The sequence below is a fragment of the Cystobacter fuscus genome (assembly GCF_002305875.1).
GTDB classification, from domain to species: Bacteria; Myxococcota; Myxococcia; order Myxococcales; family Myxococcaceae; genus Cystobacter; species Cystobacter fuscus_A.
This window is the reverse complement of record NZ_CP022098.1, coordinates 6,690,954-6,709,372: the sequence shown is the minus strand read 5'-3', so window position 1 is coordinate 6,709,372 and position 18,419 is coordinate 6,690,954. Positions and strand designations below refer to the sequence as shown.

10 protein-coding genes are annotated in these 18,419 nt (G+C 67.0%); 5 read left to right on the top strand and 5 right to left on the bottom strand.

The genetic code is table 11. The features are described 5' to 3' along the window. Nucleotides 1-169: 169 nt before the first annotated feature. Nucleotides 170-1,357, bottom strand: a complete 1,188-nt coding sequence (locus tag CYFUS_RS27325) for a cytochrome P450 (RefSeq protein WP_095987909.1) — start codon at nucleotides 1,355-1,357, stop codon at nucleotides 170-172. A gap of 189 nt (nucleotides 1,358-1,546) precedes the next feature. Between CYFUS_RS27325 and CYFUS_RS27320 the strand changes: the two genes are divergently transcribed. From CYFUS_RS27320 to CYFUS_RS27310, 3 genes are all read left to right on the top strand, one after another. Then, the gene (locus CYFUS_RS27320) at nucleotides 1,547-2,146 is read left to right on the top strand and encodes a biotin transporter BioY (RefSeq protein ID WP_095987908.1); all 600 of its coding nucleotides are present in this window, start codon (nucleotides 1,547-1,549) and stop codon (nucleotides 2,144-2,146) included. A gap of 34 nt (nucleotides 2,147-2,180) precedes the next feature. Continuing rightward, nucleotides 2,181-3,125, top strand: coding sequence for a WD40 repeat domain-containing protein (locus CYFUS_RS27315; RefSeq protein ID WP_198316096.1), 945 nt, complete (start codon nucleotides 2,181-2,183; stop codon nucleotides 3,123-3,125). 292 nt (nucleotides 3,126-3,417) lie between these two features. Beyond that, nucleotides 3,418-7,122 carry a TIM-barrel domain-containing protein gene (locus tag CYFUS_RS27310; RefSeq protein ID WP_157758682.1) on the top strand — a complete coding sequence of 1,235 codons (3,705 nt, stop codon included), beginning with the start codon at nucleotides 3,418-3,420 and terminating at the stop codon, nucleotides 7,120-7,122. Nucleotides 7,123-7,210: 88 nt separating this feature from the next. Here the strand turns inward: CYFUS_RS27310 and preA are convergent, their stop codons facing one another. From preA to CYFUS_RS27290, 4 genes are all read right to left on the bottom strand, one after another. After that, complete coding sequence (gene preA, locus CYFUS_RS27305) at nucleotides 7,211-8,314, bottom strand: NAD-dependent dihydropyrimidine dehydrogenase subunit PreA (protein ID WP_095987905.1); 1,104 nt, start codon at nucleotides 8,312-8,314, stop codon at nucleotides 7,211-7,213. Between the two features lie 272 nt (nucleotides 8,315-8,586). Beyond that, a complete protein-coding gene (locus CYFUS_RS27300; RefSeq protein ID WP_157758681.1) occupies nucleotides 8,587-9,762 on the bottom strand; it encodes an RCC1 domain-containing protein in 1,176 nt (391 codons plus the stop codon). A 231-nt stretch (nucleotides 9,763-9,993) separates the two neighbouring features. Further along, on the bottom strand, nucleotides 9,994-10,950 hold the full coding sequence (locus tag CYFUS_RS27295; protein ID WP_095987903.1) for an alpha/beta fold hydrolase: 957 nt from the start codon (nucleotides 10,948-10,950) through the stop codon (nucleotides 9,994-9,996). 31 nt (nucleotides 10,951-10,981) lie between these two features. Next, nucleotides 10,982-14,653 carry a tetratricopeptide repeat protein gene (locus tag CYFUS_RS27290; RefSeq protein ID WP_095987902.1) on the bottom strand — a complete coding sequence of 1,224 codons (3,672 nt, stop codon included), beginning with the start codon at nucleotides 14,651-14,653 and terminating at the stop codon, nucleotides 10,982-10,984. Between the two features lie 131 nt (nucleotides 14,654-14,784). Here CYFUS_RS27290 and CYFUS_RS27285 point away from each other — a divergent pair, with 131 nt between their 5' ends. Continuing rightward, on the top strand, nucleotides 14,785-15,048 hold the full coding sequence (locus CYFUS_RS27285) for a hypothetical protein (protein WP_198316094.1): 264 nt from the start codon (nucleotides 14,785-14,787) through the stop codon (nucleotides 15,046-15,048). A 133-nt stretch (nucleotides 15,049-15,181) separates the two neighbouring features. Continuing rightward, nucleotides 15,182-17,779: a diguanylate cyclase gene (locus CYFUS_RS27280; RefSeq protein WP_157758680.1), complete on the top strand. Its 2,598-nt coding sequence runs from the start codon at nucleotides 15,182-15,184 to the stop codon at nucleotides 17,777-17,779. Nucleotides 17,780-18,419: the final 640 nt, after the last annotated feature.

Below are 18,419 nucleotides of genomic sequence, written 5' to 3'. Positions count from 1 at the left end.
CTCGCGCTCGCCCCAGGCGTCGCGGGGCACCCAGCTCGAGGGCGACGCGCTGGTGGCCCCGGCGGGCGAGGTACACGGTGCCCGGGCCGCAAAACCGTTTGAACCGTTGCTTCGGCTTCGCGTCGCGTGCAACCCAGAACGCACGCGACGCCTTCCACCCAGAGGGCGTTCAACCACCGACGGGGATGTACCGGAGCGGCAGCGCGACGGGCCCGCGCGTCGTGAGCGCGCACTGGTATTGAATGTTCCCCAGGAGCCGCTCCACCCGCTGGAAGCGCGCGAGCACCGTCTCCAGGACGATTCGCACCTCCATCCGAGCGAGCATCGCACCCAGGCAGAAATGAGCGCCTTGTCCGAACGCGAGGCCGCCCTGGGAGCCCCGGTGCAGATCGAAGCGATCCGGATCCGGAAATTTCCGCTCGTCTCGATTGGCGGAGGACATGAGCGGGAACACCATCGAGCCTTGCGGAATGGTCACTCCCGCGAGCGTGACGTCGCTGGCCGCGAGCCGGGGAACCCCCGGCGCCACGCCGTCGTAGCGGAGCATCTCCTCGATGAACGACGGAATCAGCGAGGGCTCGGCCCGCAGGTGGGCCATCATCTCGGGATGGTCGGCGAGGAAGAGGAGCGAGTTGCCGAGGAGGTTCGTGGTGGACTCCAGTCCGGCGATCAAGAGGAGGATGAGGAAGTCCTTGATCTCCACGTCCGTCAACCGCTGTCCCTCCACCTCCGCGCGCAGCAGATCGCTCACCGTGTCGTCCGCGGGCGCGCGGCGCCGCTCTTCGATCACCTTCCCCACATACTCCGTCAGCTTCGCGATGGTGCCGCGAATGCGCTCGGCGGCTTCGGGAGACGCGGGGGAGGGAGTGATCGCGACGATGTCATCGGACCACTGCTTGAAATAGGGAAGGAGCTGGTGATCGAGCCCGAGGATCTCGCTGATGACATACGCGGGCACGGGCAACGCCAGCGTCTGGATGAAGTCAGCGCCGTCCACGAGACCGCTCGCGAGCCTCTCGGCGGTGGCCCGCACGCGTGGCTCCAAGCGGGCGATGGTGGCGGGTCCGAACGCACGCAGCAGCAGGGCACGCAGCCGCGTGTGCTGCGGCGGATCCCGGGTAATCATTGAATTGGCCATCGGGTTGTAGCCCACCCAGGCCGGCTGCCACGCCACCGTGAAACCCGACGACGAAAAGAGGGAAGGGTTCTTGAGAACGAAGAGCACGTCCTCATAGCGGGACACCGCCCACATGCCATGCGGCTCGACCTGACACACCGGGCTCAGGCGCCGCAGCTCCGCGTAGTAGGGGTAGGGATTCGTGAGGACTTCGGGTGACATCAAATTGATCTGAGTCATGGTGTTTCCTGGAGGTGTGCCTGACCGATTCCACCTGGTGGCGGGACGGGCCAGGAACTGAATATAGGCGAAGCCATTGGTCCCGGGAGTGGACTCGCGAGTTCCCCCAATCATGTGAGGTCTGGAGCGGCTCACGTTCCCCGGGCTCGCTGACGTCTTGCATCGGAGCTCCTCCTCGCTGAGCATGGGATGGTGTCTCCACGCCCCTCTGGTTCTCCACCACCTCGCGTCCTGGCCGACGTCTTCGCACGCACGCGCGTCCATGATGGGGCGCTCGTGCTTGGCGCCGCGCTGTTCACCGCGTTGCTCGCGCAGGTCGCCATCGAGGTGCCGGGCTCCCCGGTGCCGATCACGGGCCAGACGCTCGCGGTCGTCCTCATGGCCGCCGCGCTCGGGCCCGTGCGTGGCATGGCCGGGCAGCTCGCCTACGTCCTGCTCGGGGCGGTGGGACTGCCGTTCTATTCCAAGGGGGCCAGCGGCTGGGCACAGGTGCTCGGGCCGACCGGCGGCTACCTGGTGGGCTTCATCCCCGCGGCCTTCCTCGTGGGCCTCGCGGCGCGGCACGGCTTCGACAGGGTGGCATGGAAGGCGGTCCCGCTCTTCCTCGCTGGCCAGCTCGTCATCCTGGCCATCGGCGTGCCCTGGCTCTGTGTGGCGGCCCCGCTCGACCTCGCCACGGCCCTGCACAAGGGCTTCCTGCCCTTCCTCCCCGGTGGGTTGCTCAAGGCAACCCTCGCCGGCCTGTGGATGCCCCTCGCCTGGAGGCTCATACAGCCTCGCGAGCCATGAAGGTGCGCCTGCCCCATCAACGATGAAGAACTTCATGCACCTGGTGGACCATCACGAGGCACGCTGTCTTGCTTTGAGTGCGGACGGCACGCTCCTGGCGACAGGGGGGATGGACGGACTCCGGTTGTGGAGCGCGCAGCAGGGGACCCCACTGGCAGTTCGCGCCGACGTGGGCCCGGTCAATGCGCTGTGCTTCACGCCCGAGGGGGAGCACCTGCTCATCGGCGGGCGGGACGGGACACTCCGGCGCTGGGCCTTCCCCTCTGGCGCGGATGTGCAGCGCGTGCAGTGGGAGCAGCCCGTCATCGCCCTGGCAGTGACTGCACACGGCGGCCACATCGCCGTGGGGCTGGGAACAAAGAGCACTCCCGCTGGCACCCACGTGGTCGTGCTCGCCCCGGGTGGAACCCCTGTCGAGCTGCTGTCTCAGGACGAGACCCAAGGCCACTGGTCCCTTGCGTTCTCTCCGGACGGTCGGACCCTGGCGGCACTCAACGTCGATGGGCATACCACGGAGAGCGCCTTCTTCGCCGTGGTGGAGGTGGCGACGGGCACCCTCCTGCAGCAACGTCTCGTGGGAACGCTGCACTACTCAGGCTCGGTATCGTTCAGCCCGGCCGGGCACCTGGCGGTAGCTCCAAACCCGTGGAGGGACAGCAGCGGAGGAGTCGGGGCAACCGGCTTCGCGGTGCTCGAGAACAGCCAGAGCCCGACGCCTCTTCTGACGTCCTGGTGGGAACACGAAACGGTGTTCCTGCCCGACGGCAGCCTCGTTGGCCGGAGCTGGAGCGCGCTCCACTTCCGCCCTCATCTGCACGACAAGGTCAGCGCCTCCCTGACTCTGCCAGAGGGAGGGCCCGAGGTAACGCTCCTCACGGCGGCCACGAGCGCACCGGTGGTGGCCACGGCCGTGGGAGACAACCGGGTGCTGGTGGGCTCCGTGGACGAGCTGCTGCGCCATGCCGAGGCGCATGAGTGAGGGCTGGAGCCGAGGGTCTGCCTGGCACGTGTCTTTGCGACGGCCAACGCGAGCCGGGTGTCCACGGGGAGCAGCCTCCCAAGACAGTGTTGAGTGAGCCACAAACCAGGGATGTTAAGGTAAGCAGTTTATTCTTGGATGCCTCCGGAAGAGCTGCCACCCTGATCCGAGGAAGCGCGCACCGGAGGCTCGCGCACGTTCGAGCCCTGAGGAAAGAAAGCACCGGTGCGAGCCGTCTCGGCCACGCCCTCGTGAAGGGAAGGAAGCTCGAACAATGAGCAGGACTCTTTCGATGCAAAGTCGCGCTGTACTCAGGAGAGGAGCGGGCCGCGCGCGTACGTTCGCGCTGCTCGCAGCGATCGCGTCAGCCTCGGCGGCTTGCACTGCGCCCGCGACGCCCCCGGACGCCCCACAGCCCCCGGACGCCCCGCAGTCCCCGGTCTCCAATACGGCTGTCATCTCGGGCAAGGCCCGCTTCGAGGTGCTCAGCCCCACGCTCATCCGCACGGAGTACGCGGGTGACGCCCGCTTCCTCGACGCCCCGACCTTCAACGCCATCGGGCGGGGCGGCTTCGGCAAGACGAGCTTCACGACTCGTACCGAGGACGGCTGGCTCGTCATCGACACCGGCGCGCTGACGCTGCGCTACAAGGTGGGCTCCGGCCAGTTCACCGACGAGAACCTCGTCGTCAGGTTGAAGGCCGGCACGCAGGACGTCGAGGCGCGCCCCTGGGCGAGCCGGGTCATCCCGACTTGCGCGCTCGGCGTGCTCTGCGAGGCAGAGGGCCTCGTGCTCGAAGGCATCAGCGAGGCGCGCGACCACACCGGCTTCACCGGCACCGGCTTCGCCGCGGGCTTCGAAGGGACCGGGACCCGCGTCACCTTCCAGGTCGCGCCCGCGGCGGGCGGCTCCTACGTCCTGGACCTGCGCTACGCGAACGGACTCGGCGACCCGCGCACGCTCACGCTCACGGTCGACGGCGGGTCGGCGCGCCAGTTCTCGCTGCCGCGCACCGGCAACTGGGACTCCTGGGGCCACCTGTCACTGCCCCTCGACCTGATCGCCGGGCCGCACGTGGTTGCCCTGACACGCACCAGGTCGGACACGGGCCAGCTCAACATCGACAGCCTCGCGCTGCTCAAGTCCGGCGACGCGTACCCGCAGGCGCCGAGGACCTGCGGTTTCGGAGCGCTCTGCGAGGCCGAGGCGCTCGCGCTCACCGGCCTGATGCACCTGGCGACCGACCACCTCAACTACACCGGCAACGGGTTCGCCGCGGGCTTCGAGGGCGTGGGTGACTCGATTGGCTTCGCCATCGACGCGCCCGCCGCCGGCGACTACGAGCTGACCGCCCGCTACGCCAACGGCTTCGCGTCGCAGGCCGGCGTGACGCTGAGGGTCGAGGGCGGTTCGAGCCCCCCCGTCTCCATGCCGCCCACGGGCAGCTGGGACGCCTGGAAGCCCGTCACCGTGCCGGTGCACCTCGCGGCCGGCACCAACCACGTCACGCTCGTGCGGCAGGCGACCGACGCCGGCAACGTCAACATCGACAGCCTGGCCATCGGCCCGGCCGGCACGGGCCTTCCCGCGCCGGGCAGCACGGCGGGTGGGGTCTGCGGCTTCGGCGGCATCTGTGAGGCGGAGTCCGCGGGCCTGTCCGGCGGCGCGAGGACCGCCAAGGATCACAACGGCTACAGCGGCAAGGGGTTCGCGGCGGGGCTCGACGTCACCGGCTCGCGGATGACCGTGCGCGCGGTCGGCGTTCCGGCGGCTGGCACGTACTCGCTGCAACTGCGCTACTCCCGCGGGCTGAAGACGCCGGGCGCGGTAACCGTGCAGGCAGGTACGGGCGCGGCCTCCACCCTCACGCTGCCGACCACGAGCGACTGGGACAGCTGGCGCACGGTGCGTACGGACGTCACCCTCCCCAGCGGCACCAGCGACGTGCGCCTGAGCTGCCCGCAGGCCGGCGGGTGCGCGGTCAACGTCGACACCGTGGCGCTGACGAAGACCGACGCGCCGCTGCTCGCGCCGCACGCCGCGCTCGGCGGCTACCGGCGTGGCCTCGACGCCTTCGACGGCGACAAGGGCAGCGCGATCCTCAACCCGGGGCTTCTCTACCAGGACGGCTGGTCGCTGCTGGACGACACCGCCTCGGCGGAGTACGACCCGGCGTCGCGCAAGCTCACTCCCCGCGCCGCGCACCCGGGCGGCTACCAGGACGGCTACGTCTTCGGCTACGGCCAGGACTACCCACGGGCCCTCGGCGACCTCGCGACGCTCACGGGTCCGTCGAAGCTGCTGCCGCGCTGGGCATACGGCGTCTGGTTCTCCGAGTACCTCGACTTCACCGCGGCCGACTTCCAGGAGGGTCTGCTCCCGAGGTTCCGCGCGGAGGGCGTGCCCCTCGACGTCCTCGTCGTCGACACCAACTTCAAGGCCGGCAACTACTGGAACGGCTGGGAGATCGACACCAGCAAGTTCCCCGACCCCGAGGGGTTCTTCGACTGGGCGCGCTCGCAGGGCCTGCGCACGACCCTGAACATCCATCCCAGCATCCTGCGGACCGACCCGCGGTTCGCGGCCGCGCAGGCGACCGCGAAGGGCAAGCTCACCCGGCACACCGGCGGCTGCTCGGGCGAGGCCTCCGAGTGCTACACCTTCGACTTCGGCGATGCTGACCAGTTGAAGGCGTTCTTCGGCCTGCACGACACGATGACGCAGCAGGGCACCGACTTCTGGTGGCTCGACTGGTGCTGCGACGCCAGCGAGGCCAACATCGACGGCGTCACCGGCGACGCGTGGATCAACCAGCAGTACACCGACTACACGAACTCCAGCATCGGCCGCGGCTTCGCGTTCTCCCGCGCGTTCGGCTCGCTGCAGGCGGGCGGCTACAGCAACCCGACCGCGGTGCCGACCGGGCCGTGGGCGGACAAGCGCACGACGCTGCCCTTCACCGGTGACACCACCTCGACGTGGGGGACCCTCGCGGCCGAGATCGGCTTCACCTCCGGCGAGGGCATTGCCACCGGCCTGTCGGCGATCAGCCACGACATCGGCGGGCACAACGGCGGCCTGTGGGGCATCCCCGGCTCGGACGTCGTCCACGGTCAGCGCACGGACAAGCTGCCCGACGACCTGTACGCCCGCTGGGTCCAGTTCGGCACCTTCCAGCCGATTGATCGCCTGCACAGCAACCACGGCGACCGGCTGCCCTGGCAGTACCCGGGCGCCGGGGGTGCGTCGGCGAAGAAGTTCCTCAACCTGCGCGAGGCGCTCGTGCCGTACACCTACACGCTCGCGCGTGAGGCGGAGGCGACCGGCGTCCCGGTGGTGCGGCCGACGTACCTCGCGTACCCGACCGAGCAGGACGCGTACGCGACGGCCGGCAGCGAGTACCTGTACGGCTCGGACGTGCTCGTCGCGCCGGTGACCACGCCCGGGAACACCGCCACGACCCCGGTGTGGTTCCCGCCGGGCAGCTCGTGGACCGACTGGTTCACCGGCAAGACGTACGCGGGCGGCACGACCCAGAGCCTCACCACCGGGCTGGACACCATGCCGGTGTTCGTCAGGTCCGGCGGGATCGTGCCCACGCGCAGCAAGGACGTCACCAACGACGTCCAGAACCCGCTGGACGCGGTCACGCTCACGGTGGCGGCGGGAGCGACGGGGCACGCCAGCCTCTTCGAGGACGACGGCACGACCTCCGACCGCACGCAGAGCACCCGCACGGACATCCGCTACACCGAGGACGGCCAAAGCGCGGCGCTCCGTGTCGACGGGCCTGTCGGGTCGTTCGCCGGGCAGGTGCAGAAGCGCGCGTGGACGGTGCGGTTCGTGGGTGCGCGGGAGCCGGAGTCGGTGACCCTCGACGGCAAGGCGGCGCCGGCGGGCAGCTGGACCTGGGACGTCGCGAGCCGCGTCCTGACGGTCAAGGTGGCCGAGCGTCCGACGAGCCAGGCTGTGGACGTGGCCTACCGGTACAGGTAGGACGCGTTGGCCCCGGGTCAGCCCCTGACCCGGGGACCAACACGGGTAGCCACGGTGGGCGGCTTCGTCGACGGCATGGGTGACGAAGTTACCCGCTGGTGAGCGAGTCCGTCTCCCGCTTGATCTCGCCCTTCCACGTCTCGTTGTCCTTGCCCCCAGTCACCTTGGCTGCCTTGGCCGCGCGCTGGCGCTCCACCAAGTCCGCGTGGGTGGTGAAATACGGGAGGCTCTTGCCGACGAGCTCGCGCACCGACGCGAGCTCGTGCTTGCTCAGCACCTCCTGCAATTCCTCCTTGAGTTTGGCGATGACCTCGTAGCCCTGGAGCATGGCGCCGGTGCACACCTGCACGGTGTGCGAGCCGAGCAGCAGGAACTGGGCGGCGTCGTAGCCGGTCTCGATGCCGCCCATCCCGGAGAGGGGCATGCCGGGAAGCGCGCGGGCCACCTCCATTACGTGCCGCAGCGCGATGGGCCGCACCGCCTGGCCCGAGTAGCCGCCCGGCACGGAGTAGCCCTCCACGGTGGGCATGGGCCGCAACGTCCGCAGATCCACCCCCGCGATGGAGAGGATGGTGTTGATGGTGGAGAGTCCATCAGCCCCCGCCCTCGCCGATGCCCGGGCCGACAACACCGGGTCCCCCACGTTGGGCGTCATCTTCGCCCAGACCGGGATGCGCGAGACCTCCTTGACCCAACCCACCACTTCCTCGCAGATGCTGGGGTCCTGGCCCATGGCCGCGCCCATCCGTCGCTCGGGCAGGCCGTGCGGACAGGAAAGGTTCAGCTCGAAGGCGTCCACCCCTGTCTCCTGCACCTCGCGGACGATCGTCTGCCAAGCCTCCTTGTTGTACTCCTCCATGATGGAGGCCACCAGCACCTTGTGGGGGTATGCCTTCTTGAGCTGGCGCAGTTCCTCCAGCCAGGTGGAGAAGGGCCGATCGGAGACGAGCTCGATGTTTTCGAAGCCCACCACCACCTTGTCATCCTCGCGCGCCTTCACCTTGGCGTAGCGGGGCGCGGTGTTGATCACCTTCGAGGCGTCCAGGCTGATAGTCTTGCACACCACTCCGCCCCAACCCAGATCGAAGGACTTGGCGATCACCCGGGCGTTGGTGCCCGGTGGCCCCGACCCCAGGAGGAAGGGGTTCTCGAACTCGATGCCACACACAGTGATCTTCAGCGAGGGATTCACAGGGTCCTCCAGGGGATGTCCTCACAATAGCCCGGACCCCGGGTGCTCAACCACCTGCGCCTGCCCCGGTTTGAGTGGACCTACCCCACAAGTCGGCTACACGAGAGGTCGTGTCCATGGCGCGAAGGAAGAGGCGCGGTGCCGGTCGTCCTACGAGTGTTTGTGTTCAAAACAGGCCGGCCTTCACGTCGTTTCCTACTCCACCGTGAGCTGCAGGCGGGTCGAGGCGCATAGGAAGGATTGAAGGCCTGTTGAGGGGTCCTGCCGGCCACCTACTGTGGCAGCCCAACGACTGTCACGGGAGCGAGGCGCTGGGTCGTTGTCCCGTCTCCGAGTGTCCCCTGGGCGTTGTCGCCCCAGGCCCATACCTTCCCGTCAGCGGTCACCGCCAGGGAGTGCAGGGTACCGGCGGCAAGATGCACGACCTGGGCAAGCCCTGGCACCAGGACGGGCGTGTAGCGGGTTCTCGTGGTGCTGTCGCCAATCTGGCCATAGAGGTTGTAACCCCAGCCCTTCAACGTACCGTCGGCGAGCAGTGCCATTCCGTGACCCACCCCGGACTGGATGGCCACGGCCGTGGTGATACCGGGGACCTGGACGGGAGTGGGGCTGGTGCTGACCGCCGAACCGACGCCGAGTTGTCCGACCCAGTTGTCACCCCAGCTCCACACGGTTCCGTCGGACTTCCGCGCCACGGAGGAGTTGCTCCCCATCACGGAGACGGCGCTCACGCCCGTGAGGTTCTTCACCGGGACGGGAGCGGTGCGGCTGATGGTCGTGCCGTCTCCCACCTGGCCAAAGTAGTTATAGCCCCACCCCATCACCGTGCCGTTGGCGAGCACCGCGAAGGCGTGGTCACCACCGGCCGCGATGGACACGGCCTGGGAGAGATTGAGGACCGGGACCGGGGAGTAGCGATCCGACGTCGTCCCGTCTCCGAGCACGCCAAAACCATTGCGGCCCCAGGCGCGCACCGTTCCATCGGAAAGCAACGCGAAGGAGGAGTACGCCACCGCCGCAATGGCTTTCACGCCACCGAGGCCCGGCACCTGGAGCGGCACCAGACTGCTGGTGGTCGTCCCGTTGCCAAGCTGTCCCGAGGAGTTGCCGCCCCAGGCCCAGACCGTGCCATCGACACGCAACACCAGGGAGTGATTCCTTCCCGCGGCAACAGCCAACACCCCGCTCAGACCCGGAACCTGCGCTGGAGTGCTCCTGGAGAGTGTCGTGCCATCTCCAAGCTCTCCGTTGCCGTTCTCTCCCCAGGCCCAGACGGTCCCGTCGTAGCGCAGCGCCAGGGTATGGTCGTCCGCGGCGATGCGCCATGCTCCGCTCTGTACCGCTTGGGCACTCCGCCCCTGGGACAGCACCTCTTCACCCGCCGCGCCGCAGCCCGCCATCCACAGCAGCCCAATCCCTACCGCCCACCATCTCCAGATGACAATCACGATGCTCCTCCTGAAGGGGGAAACGAGTAAGTCAAGTCTAACACGATTTCGTGGGAAGGGCCTGGGGCCTGAGCGATTCCTGACCGATCAGGGGTGCTCCCTTCGCAGCCTCACCACGACCACGCCATGACCAGTCGGCGAGTCACGGCCCTCGGAGAGACTGGACGCCGGCGAGCAGCTGGCGCGCCATGACGATGCGCTGCACCTGGCGGGTGCCCTCGTGGATCTTGTTCAGGGGGGCAATCCTTTCAGGAAGGAGAGGAGCGCGGCATTGACCTCGGCGGGGCGCTCCTGTTGGACCCAGTGGCCCGCGCCCGGGACGATGACCGGCTCGTGGAGGTGAGGCACCAGGGCCTTCATCGGCTCGACCGGCGCGAAGGCGCGTCCCGGGTCCTGTTCACCGATGACGAAGAGCGCGGGCTGATGGATCTTCATCGTGGCGAGCTCGGGCAATTCCTCCCAATCCCGGTCCATGTTGCGGTAACGGTTGAGGCTGCTGCGGAAGCCACCGCGGGAGAACTCCTTCACGAAGTACGCGAGGTCCTCTTCCGTGAGCCAGGCGGGCAGGGTGGAGGGGGCCTCGAGGCCAGCGAGGTAGCCGTCGCCTGGCTTCTTCGCGCGCACGACCGGTGACATGGGATCGTAGCCGGGAGTGCCGGTGTAGATGGTGCGTAGCGCCTTCGCGACATCCGCCTCGAACTCCGCCTCGGCGACGCCGGGCTGCTGGAAGTAGAGGATGTAGAACCAGGTGTCCTGGAACATGTGCCGGAAGAGCTGCGTGGGCGGCTGGGGCGAGCGGCCGAGGTGCGGCACACTCATGCTGACGACCGCGCGGTAGCGCTCGGGGTGGAGCGCGGCGCTGGTCCACGCCATCGCCGCGCCCCAGTCGTGGCCGACGATGACGGCGGTCTTCTCCCCGAGGGTATCGAGCAGGCCGGTGCAGTCGGCGAGCAGCTGCTTCATGCTGTACGCCTCGATCTCCCAGGGCTTGTCGCTCTGGCCGTAGCCGCGCACATCGGGGGCCACGACGTGGTAACCGGCGGCGGCGAGCGCGGGGATCTGGTGGCGCCACGAGTACCAGGACTCCGGCCAGCCATGGAGCAGCAGCACCAGGGGACCCTGGCCGGCCTCGGCGATGTGCAGGTGGATGCCGTTGGTCTGAACGATGCGGTGGGTGATTTCAAACATGTTCGATTATCCGCTCCTGTCGTTCCCGTGCTCAGGGCCGGCCCTGCTGGGCCTTGCCCTGCTTGAAGAGTTCCTGCTCCGCCTTCTCGCGCGGGTGGTCTCCCGCCAGCCTCGCGTCGATGGCCAGCTTCAGCTCCACGTCCGGCCGCGCGAACACCGCGGCCGCCGCCTGCTCCAGCACCACGTCTCCCGCCGCCTTGGCGAGCACCCAGTCCGTCATCTCGGGGCGCACCCTGGCCCGCTCACGTGCGTGCTCGGCCGCTTCCTTCAGCTCCGACTGAGCCCGCAGCGCCGCCGCCACCTCCGCGCCCGCGGGGCCCGTCAGCGCCTGGAGCATGATCGTCCCCAGGCCCCGGATGCGCCGCTCCTCCTTCCATACCTTCCCCAGGGCTTCGGACTTCGCCGCCCCGCGCTCCATCGCCACGGAGGCCAGCGCCCACTCCAGGGACCCGGCCACGCCGAACTGCGGCCAGAGCTTCCCGGCCTCGCGATAGGCCTCCACCATCTTGTCGAGCTGCTCCTGCTTCGGATCGTGGTAGCGCTGCCTGTCGAGGGCCTCGCCCAGCAGGAGCCAGGCCGCCGCGATCGTGGGCGCGTGGTTCGTCTGCTTCGCCCGCTTCAGTGTCGCCTCGGCCCAGGTCACGCCCTGGGCCATCCACTTGCCCAGCTGCGCGTCCATCTCGCCCGACTCCCACTGCTTGCGGGCCAGGACGCCGGCACTTCCCTCGAAGGACGGCAGCGTCTCCAGCCGCTTCGCCAGCGACGCCAGGCCCTGCGTGTCCCGGTGCCAGCTCAGCCACAGCAACTGCCGCTCCCAGGCCGCGGCCTTCCCCGGTGACAGCGTCTGCTCCTGCTGGCTCAGCTCCTGGCCGCGGCGCAGCGAGGGATCCGCGTCCAGCGCCTTCAGCACCTCCTCGCGCAGCGGGCCCTCGAGCAACACCGCGAGCAACTCCTGGGCCTCGCCATCCTGCAGGTGCAGCGGCGTCGTGCGCACGAAGCGCTCCAGGACGGTCACCTTGCCCAGGTACTCATGAGCGGACGCCAAGTTGCCCACGACCAGGGCGTTGTCTGGTGCCAGCCGCACCGCGTCCTCCAGGTACTTCACCGCCGAGCGCAGGTGCGTCACGTCTCCCGATGCCCGGTACCGGGTCATGAGCGCCATGGCCGTGTTGTTGGCGGCCGCCGAGTTGTGCTTCGCCTCGTGGGCCCGGAAGGCCACGTTCTTCGCCAGGGCGCGATCGGCGTCCTCGAGCCGGCCTTCGCGCAGGGCCCGGGTGGCCTCCAACTGCAGCAGATCGTCCTGGATGGTGGGCGAGCGCGGATCACCCTTGCGCAGCCACTTCTCCTCCTCGTCATCGTCCGTGGCCATGCGCGCCAGCAAGTTGGCCGCGCCGTACTTCAGCTCCGATTCCGTCGCGGTGTCGTAGACCTCCTCGCACAGGGGCCTGGCCTGGTCGAGCCGATCCAGCTCGCGGTAGACATGGGCCACCTGCAGCGTGAGCGCCGGCTGCTTGCGCTCCACCACGCCGCGCAGCTCCTTGTCGCCTTCCTCGCTCCGGCCGAGCCGGTGGTACACCTGCCCGAGTCCCAGGTGGAAGCGCGGGTCGCCCTCGGCATCCTGGCGGATGGAGAGGAAGACGCGCTCGGCCTCGCCCAGCAGGGCCTGGCGCGCCTCGCCTTCCGTCTCGTTGGCCCGCATCAGCTTCAACATGCCCAGCATGAGCGAAGTCGGCACCACCGACTGGTGACGCAGGTACTCCTCGCGCAGCTTCTCCAGGCCGGAGTCCGCCTCCACCTGCGCGGACAGCCACTCGTCGAAGATCTTCCGCTGCTGCTCCTCGCTGCCGGAGGCCACCTCCAGCCGCTTCATCACCTCCGCGGGGAGCTGGCCCGCGCGCGCCCGCGAGATGAGCCGCTCCTGCAGCGCCTTCGCCGCCTCCTCGTACTTGCGCTGCACGCTCTGGAAGGGCTGCAGGCGATCGGCGACGTAGGACGAGAGCACCGCATCCGCCTCGGGCAGTTGTCCCAGGTCGCGGTAGCACAGGCCGAGTATCATCTGCGCATCGCCCGTGAGCCGCCCCATGGGCCCGAGCGCCGTCAGGGTGGCCATGGCCCCCTTCGCATCACCCCGGGCCCGCGCCAGGCTGGCCAGCTCCACGGCCAGCTCCTGGTTGCCAGGAGACGCCTTCAGGGCCCGGGCGATCTTCGCCTCGTCGCCCTCCTGGATGAGCGCCTTGTCCTTCTCGCTCGTGGCGGAGGCCGCCTCCAGCCGCTCGCGGTAGAGGGCCACCTTGTCGCCACGGGAGTTGTCCTGGTCCTCGTGCCTCGTCCACGCCTCCACGTCGCCGGAGGCCTCCAGCCACAGCGAGGGCGCCTCACCGAAGGTGTCGATGATGGCCTCGGCCGCGTCCAGCGACTCCTTGCCGGGCAGCTCGACGTAGAGCGAGAGCGCCCGCAGGGGCTGATCCTTCACGAGCCGCTCCGCCTGGCCGCGCATGAGCGCCACCCGTCGCTCCTTCAGCGCGCGAGTGCCCGCCACCCGCAGCGCGTCCTCCACCACCGTGAGCGCCGCCCGCGCGTCCGCCGTCGTCTCCTGGCCGATCTCCCGGGCGCAGGCGTCGAGCCGCTCGCCGAACCGGGCCGAGGGCTCGCCGCTGATCGCGCTGGAGGGCAGGGTGCTGATGCCCGTCACCACGCGGCCCACCGCCTCCAGCGTGTCCTTCGTGCAGGGCGTGGGCAGGCCCGCGAGGCTCAGGCGCACCACGGCGTCCGCCGCCTGGGCCCGCGCCGAACCATCCGTGTGCGCGTCGATGACGGAGCGGTAGCGCTCGATGGCCTGCTCGCGCGGGAGGGTGGCCTCGGCCGTCCGGGCCTCCTCCAGCGCCAGCCGCGCCAGACGCTCCGGCGAGTTCAGGTAGCCGTCCACGCCCGACCAGAGAACCATTCCCGCGACACCGGCGAGCACCAGCCGCTGCCACGTGCGCGTCACGGGGCCGAGCGACTCCTTGGAGTAGAACTGGTACGCGTTGCCTTCCACCTCGCGCACCCGGTAGGCCGTCAGCGGGAACACGGGGATGAAGATCAGGCTGATGAAGTACGTGGCCACATAGGAGCCATCCGGGGCCTCGTCGCGCTTGCCGTACAGACCCACGCCGCAGCCGTTGATGCGGAAGAGGGTGGGGGCGCCCTTGAGGGGACGCGAGCCCCGCAGCGCGCTCTGGGCCGTCTGCTTCAGCACCGGCTGGCGGGTGTCCTTCACCACGCGCTTGAGGAGGGAATCCGCCTTGTCGAAGCGGCCCTTGCCCAGGAGCCACCCCGCGTACGCGAAGCGGCAGAAGACCTCGGGCTCGGCCAGTGCGGCCTCGAGCTCCGCGCGCTGCGAGGCGTCCTCGGACAGCTTCAGGGCCTTCTCCAACAGGCGGCGGCAGCCCTCGGTGCTGCCCGTGGCCTGCAGGAGCGCCGCGACCCGGCTGGCCACGCCCGCCACCCGCTTGCGCACGAGCGCCTTCATCTCGGCCTCGTCGGCCTCCTCCAGCGCGCCGGACAGGCCATCGAGCACCCGCTCCATGCCCTCACGCACCATGTCCACGCGGACCTTCATGCCGCTCCAGTCCGTCCGCTCCGGATCTGGCTCCAGCACGTCCTCGGCGAGCAACCCCGCGACATGACGCATGTGCTCGGCCAGCGTGTTCAAGCGCTCCATTTCCCCCCTCCAGGGACTGAATGAGCGCGCGACCATAGGCGATACGTTGGGTGGGAGCGAGCCCCCCGCACGGTGGGCGCCACCCTTGCAGTGCCCACCGGGTGGAGCCCGGGGAGGGCCCTCACGTGGACATGACGACTCACCGGCGCGACCTAGCCATCTGGGGCTATGCATTCGGCTACTTCGCCACCACGCTGGCCTACACCTTCAGCGGCACCTCCATCGTCTTCATGATGCTGTTGCAGCTGGCCCGCGTCCATCTCCAGCAGCAGCGGGCCGGAGGCCTCCTGCAGGTCCCCGAGTGCCCCCTCCGCTCCATTCCCCACCCTCAACAGCACCCCCATCCCGCCACGCCTACGCACTGCGCAGTGAAGCGCCTCACTCATGAGGAGTGAGGCGCTTCACTGCGCCAAGACGGTTCGGGTGGCAACTTGGATTCTACCAAGAGCAACAAGAGGCGGTCCTTGGTGAGCAGGTATCTTACATTTACTTGTGGTCAGCGCAACTGACTACACGCTCGGCGCAGACATGAAATGCGAACAGGCGAAAGTACAGCCTCTGCACAGGGAGAATCTCATGGCGCTACGCGGTTACTGGCAGACCGTCGTCTCGGCCCACGGTGCTTCGAGTCTTGCAGTCGCAGTGCTTCTAGGCTGCGGCATTGCCACCGGCGTTGCTCACTGGACGGCCGAACGTATTCTTGAGCGAGACGTCAAGCGGCGCTTCACTATCGACGCACGCGATACCGTCTCATCAGTGGAATCCCGCATCAGGGCCCATGCAGAGGTACTGCTCAACCTGCAGGGCCTCTATGCCTCGGTTGGCCAAGTCTCGCGAGACCAGTTCCACCGTTACGTCGAACACCTCGGTCTCGATCGGCGCTACCCAGGATTTGAAGCGATAGAGGTGGTTCGTTATCTGACTCCCACCGAACTGCCAAGCTTCGTAGAGAGGACTCGTTCAGACCGCAGCCTGAATCCCAACGGCTATCCAGACTTCCATATTCATCCGGCTGGCCAGCGTCCAGCCTATTATGTCATCGACTACGTCGAACCCACTCTCGTTGGCGAAAAAGTACTTGGTCTGGATGTTGGTGCGTTGCCACTGGAACTCGAAGCGCTTGAGCGCGGTCGCGACACAGGCCGGGTGGTTGCGACAAAGCCTATCAAGCTGGCGCAGGACTCTAACGGTCAGCCTGGATTCGTTCTGCGTGCGCCGATTTATAAAAACGGCTACCCGATTGAGAACGAATCACAGCGAAGAGCGGCATTGGCCGGCTTCGTAGCTGCCGTTTATCGTATGAACGACTTGATGACAGGGGTCGTTGGCGCACGAACCATGCGCGAAATGCACATCCGTGTATACGACGTCGGCTATGTAAACGAGCATTCTACGCAAGTTATTCTATACGACAGCCTGGCTCCGAACCCAAATGTGGTACGCGCGCCCGACGAAATCACTTCGCGAGTCTCGCATAGCCAAGATATCGTCGTCGGTGATCGCAGCTGGCGGTTTGTACTTGCCGCACGCTCGGATTCCCCGTACGAGATTAATCATGCGCTGCCCAACTTGATCCTTGTTAGCGGTGGTGTTTTTTCCCTCCTGCTCGCTGCACTGGTCTTGAGTTATGTGCGCACACGCCGGTTGGCAGGCAGTCTTGGGGCTCTGGGTGCCGAGCAGAAGGCCATCTTGGAGAACCCCCTCTCCGGTATCCTGTACACGCGACAGGGAACAATTGTGCGTAGCAATCAGCGCATGGCCGAGATGTGCAATCGAGCCTCCGAAGAGCTTGTCGGCCTTGAGCTTGGCGCGCTTTTTGTCGATGCCTCGAGTCTGCAAGATGTTCAGAACATCGAGTCCTCACTTGGCCGTGGCCGACCTGTAGCGCTCGATGTTCGCCTTCGCCGCCAGGATGGATCAACCATTGCCTGTGCGGCGTATGGGAAAATGCTCGCTGGCGATGGACTGGCAGGCTGTATTGTTTGGGTGATCATGGATATGACTGACCCGGAGCAAGTTGAAACAGAACGCCGTGATCATGAGGCTGCGCTCCGTGAGGCGAACGACCGCTTGACCGCAAGCCTTCAGGAGGTCGGCCGACGCAAACAACAGATTGAGTTGCTGACCGAACTTAGTGGGATGTTGCAGGCTTGTATCGACACTGGTGAAGCTTTTAAGACGATTTCCTACTACGCCGAATTGCTATTTCCGGGAGAGTCTGGCGCGCTCTACCTGATCAGTGCAGACCGGGACTCGGTGGTGCGCGGCGCCGCATGGGGTCAACCAACGGCTCATTCCGAAGCCTTTGTCCCAGATGACTGCTGGGCACTCCGGCGTGGTCACCCTTTCCGGCCACCGGAAGGCAAGTTCGGGCCGATATGTGGACATGTTGATGAAGAATCCAAGGCAACGCGCCGCTATATGTGCCTACCGCTGGTCGCACAACATCAGCCTCTTGGTCTGCTCTACCGCGAACTGTCACAGGCTGAGGCGCTTATCGACCCTGCACAGGACGATCTTGCTGTGATGCTGGCCGAGCAAGTGTCACTCGCCATCGGTAATCTAAGGCTACGGGAGCAACTGAAAGGTCAAGCCATTCGGGATCCACTCACGGGTCTCTATAACCGCCGGATGATTGAAGAGGCCTTGACCCGTGAGTCCGCGCACAGTCGCAGCAGTGGCAAGCCGCTTGCTCTCATCATGATCGATGTCGATCACTTCAAACGTATCAACGATAAGTACGGTCACGACGGGGGAGATATGGTGTTGAGAATGATAAGCTCCATACTGAAGCGTATTGCCCGTGCAAACGACATTGCTGCGCGATTCGGTGGTGAGGAATTTCTGCTGTTGATGCCGAATACTACACTCGAGACGGGCGAACAGCGGGCTTTGGAGTTGCTCGAAGAAATCCGCGCCATGCGAGTGGCCATCGGTAGCACCATGCTTACCGACGTTACTGCCTCCTTCGGCATCGCACTGATGCCACTTCATGCCGATGGACCCGAGGAACTTGTCTCAGCCGCCGACACAGCGCTCTACGCAGCCAAGAATGGAGGCCGGAACCGCATTGTATCTGCAACGATACGACTCCAAGGAGTGAACGCATTGGCTGAGAGCGCATGATTTGAAGGGCACCTCAATCCTAGGATTGCCACGTCACCACCGCAGCGGGCTCGGCTTGTATGAGATCCACCGGCTTGCCGGTTCCGATATATGCAAGGGATGGAAGTCACCAAGAGAAGGGCGCCGCGCGCAGTTTGAGGTTTCGGCAGGGGGGGCACGGAACGTATCCGTTCGGCCAGCAACTCCCCCGGGCCCGGGCTCAAGTCAGCCGACAAACCACAGTGAGTCCGCATCGTCGAGCAATTCAAGCACAGCTAGCTGACACAGAAGCAGTTCGCTCAACAGCAAGGGCCTGCCGTCGAGTACCGTGCAGTCGTGAGGTTTCCCCGATCAGGTGGCTCTCACGTGGTTTGTGTGGATCCAGGGACGCATGAGGATGGCCACATGCGAGGGACTCGCCTGCTCGCTGCCGCTGAACCACGCGAAGTGAGGGAGAGCGACGAAACCAGGTCAACTTCAATCTCTTTTGCTGCATCCATTGAGATGAGCGGCGTGAGGTGCTTCACCTTGATGATGTGAAGCGGCTCACAATCTTCATATCGGAAAATCAGTAAGCTGAGCGATAGCAGCGACGTCACGGGTGTTTTGCGCACCGCAGGCGAGTGAGACAGTCATTGAGGGAGCACACATGTGGGGACTG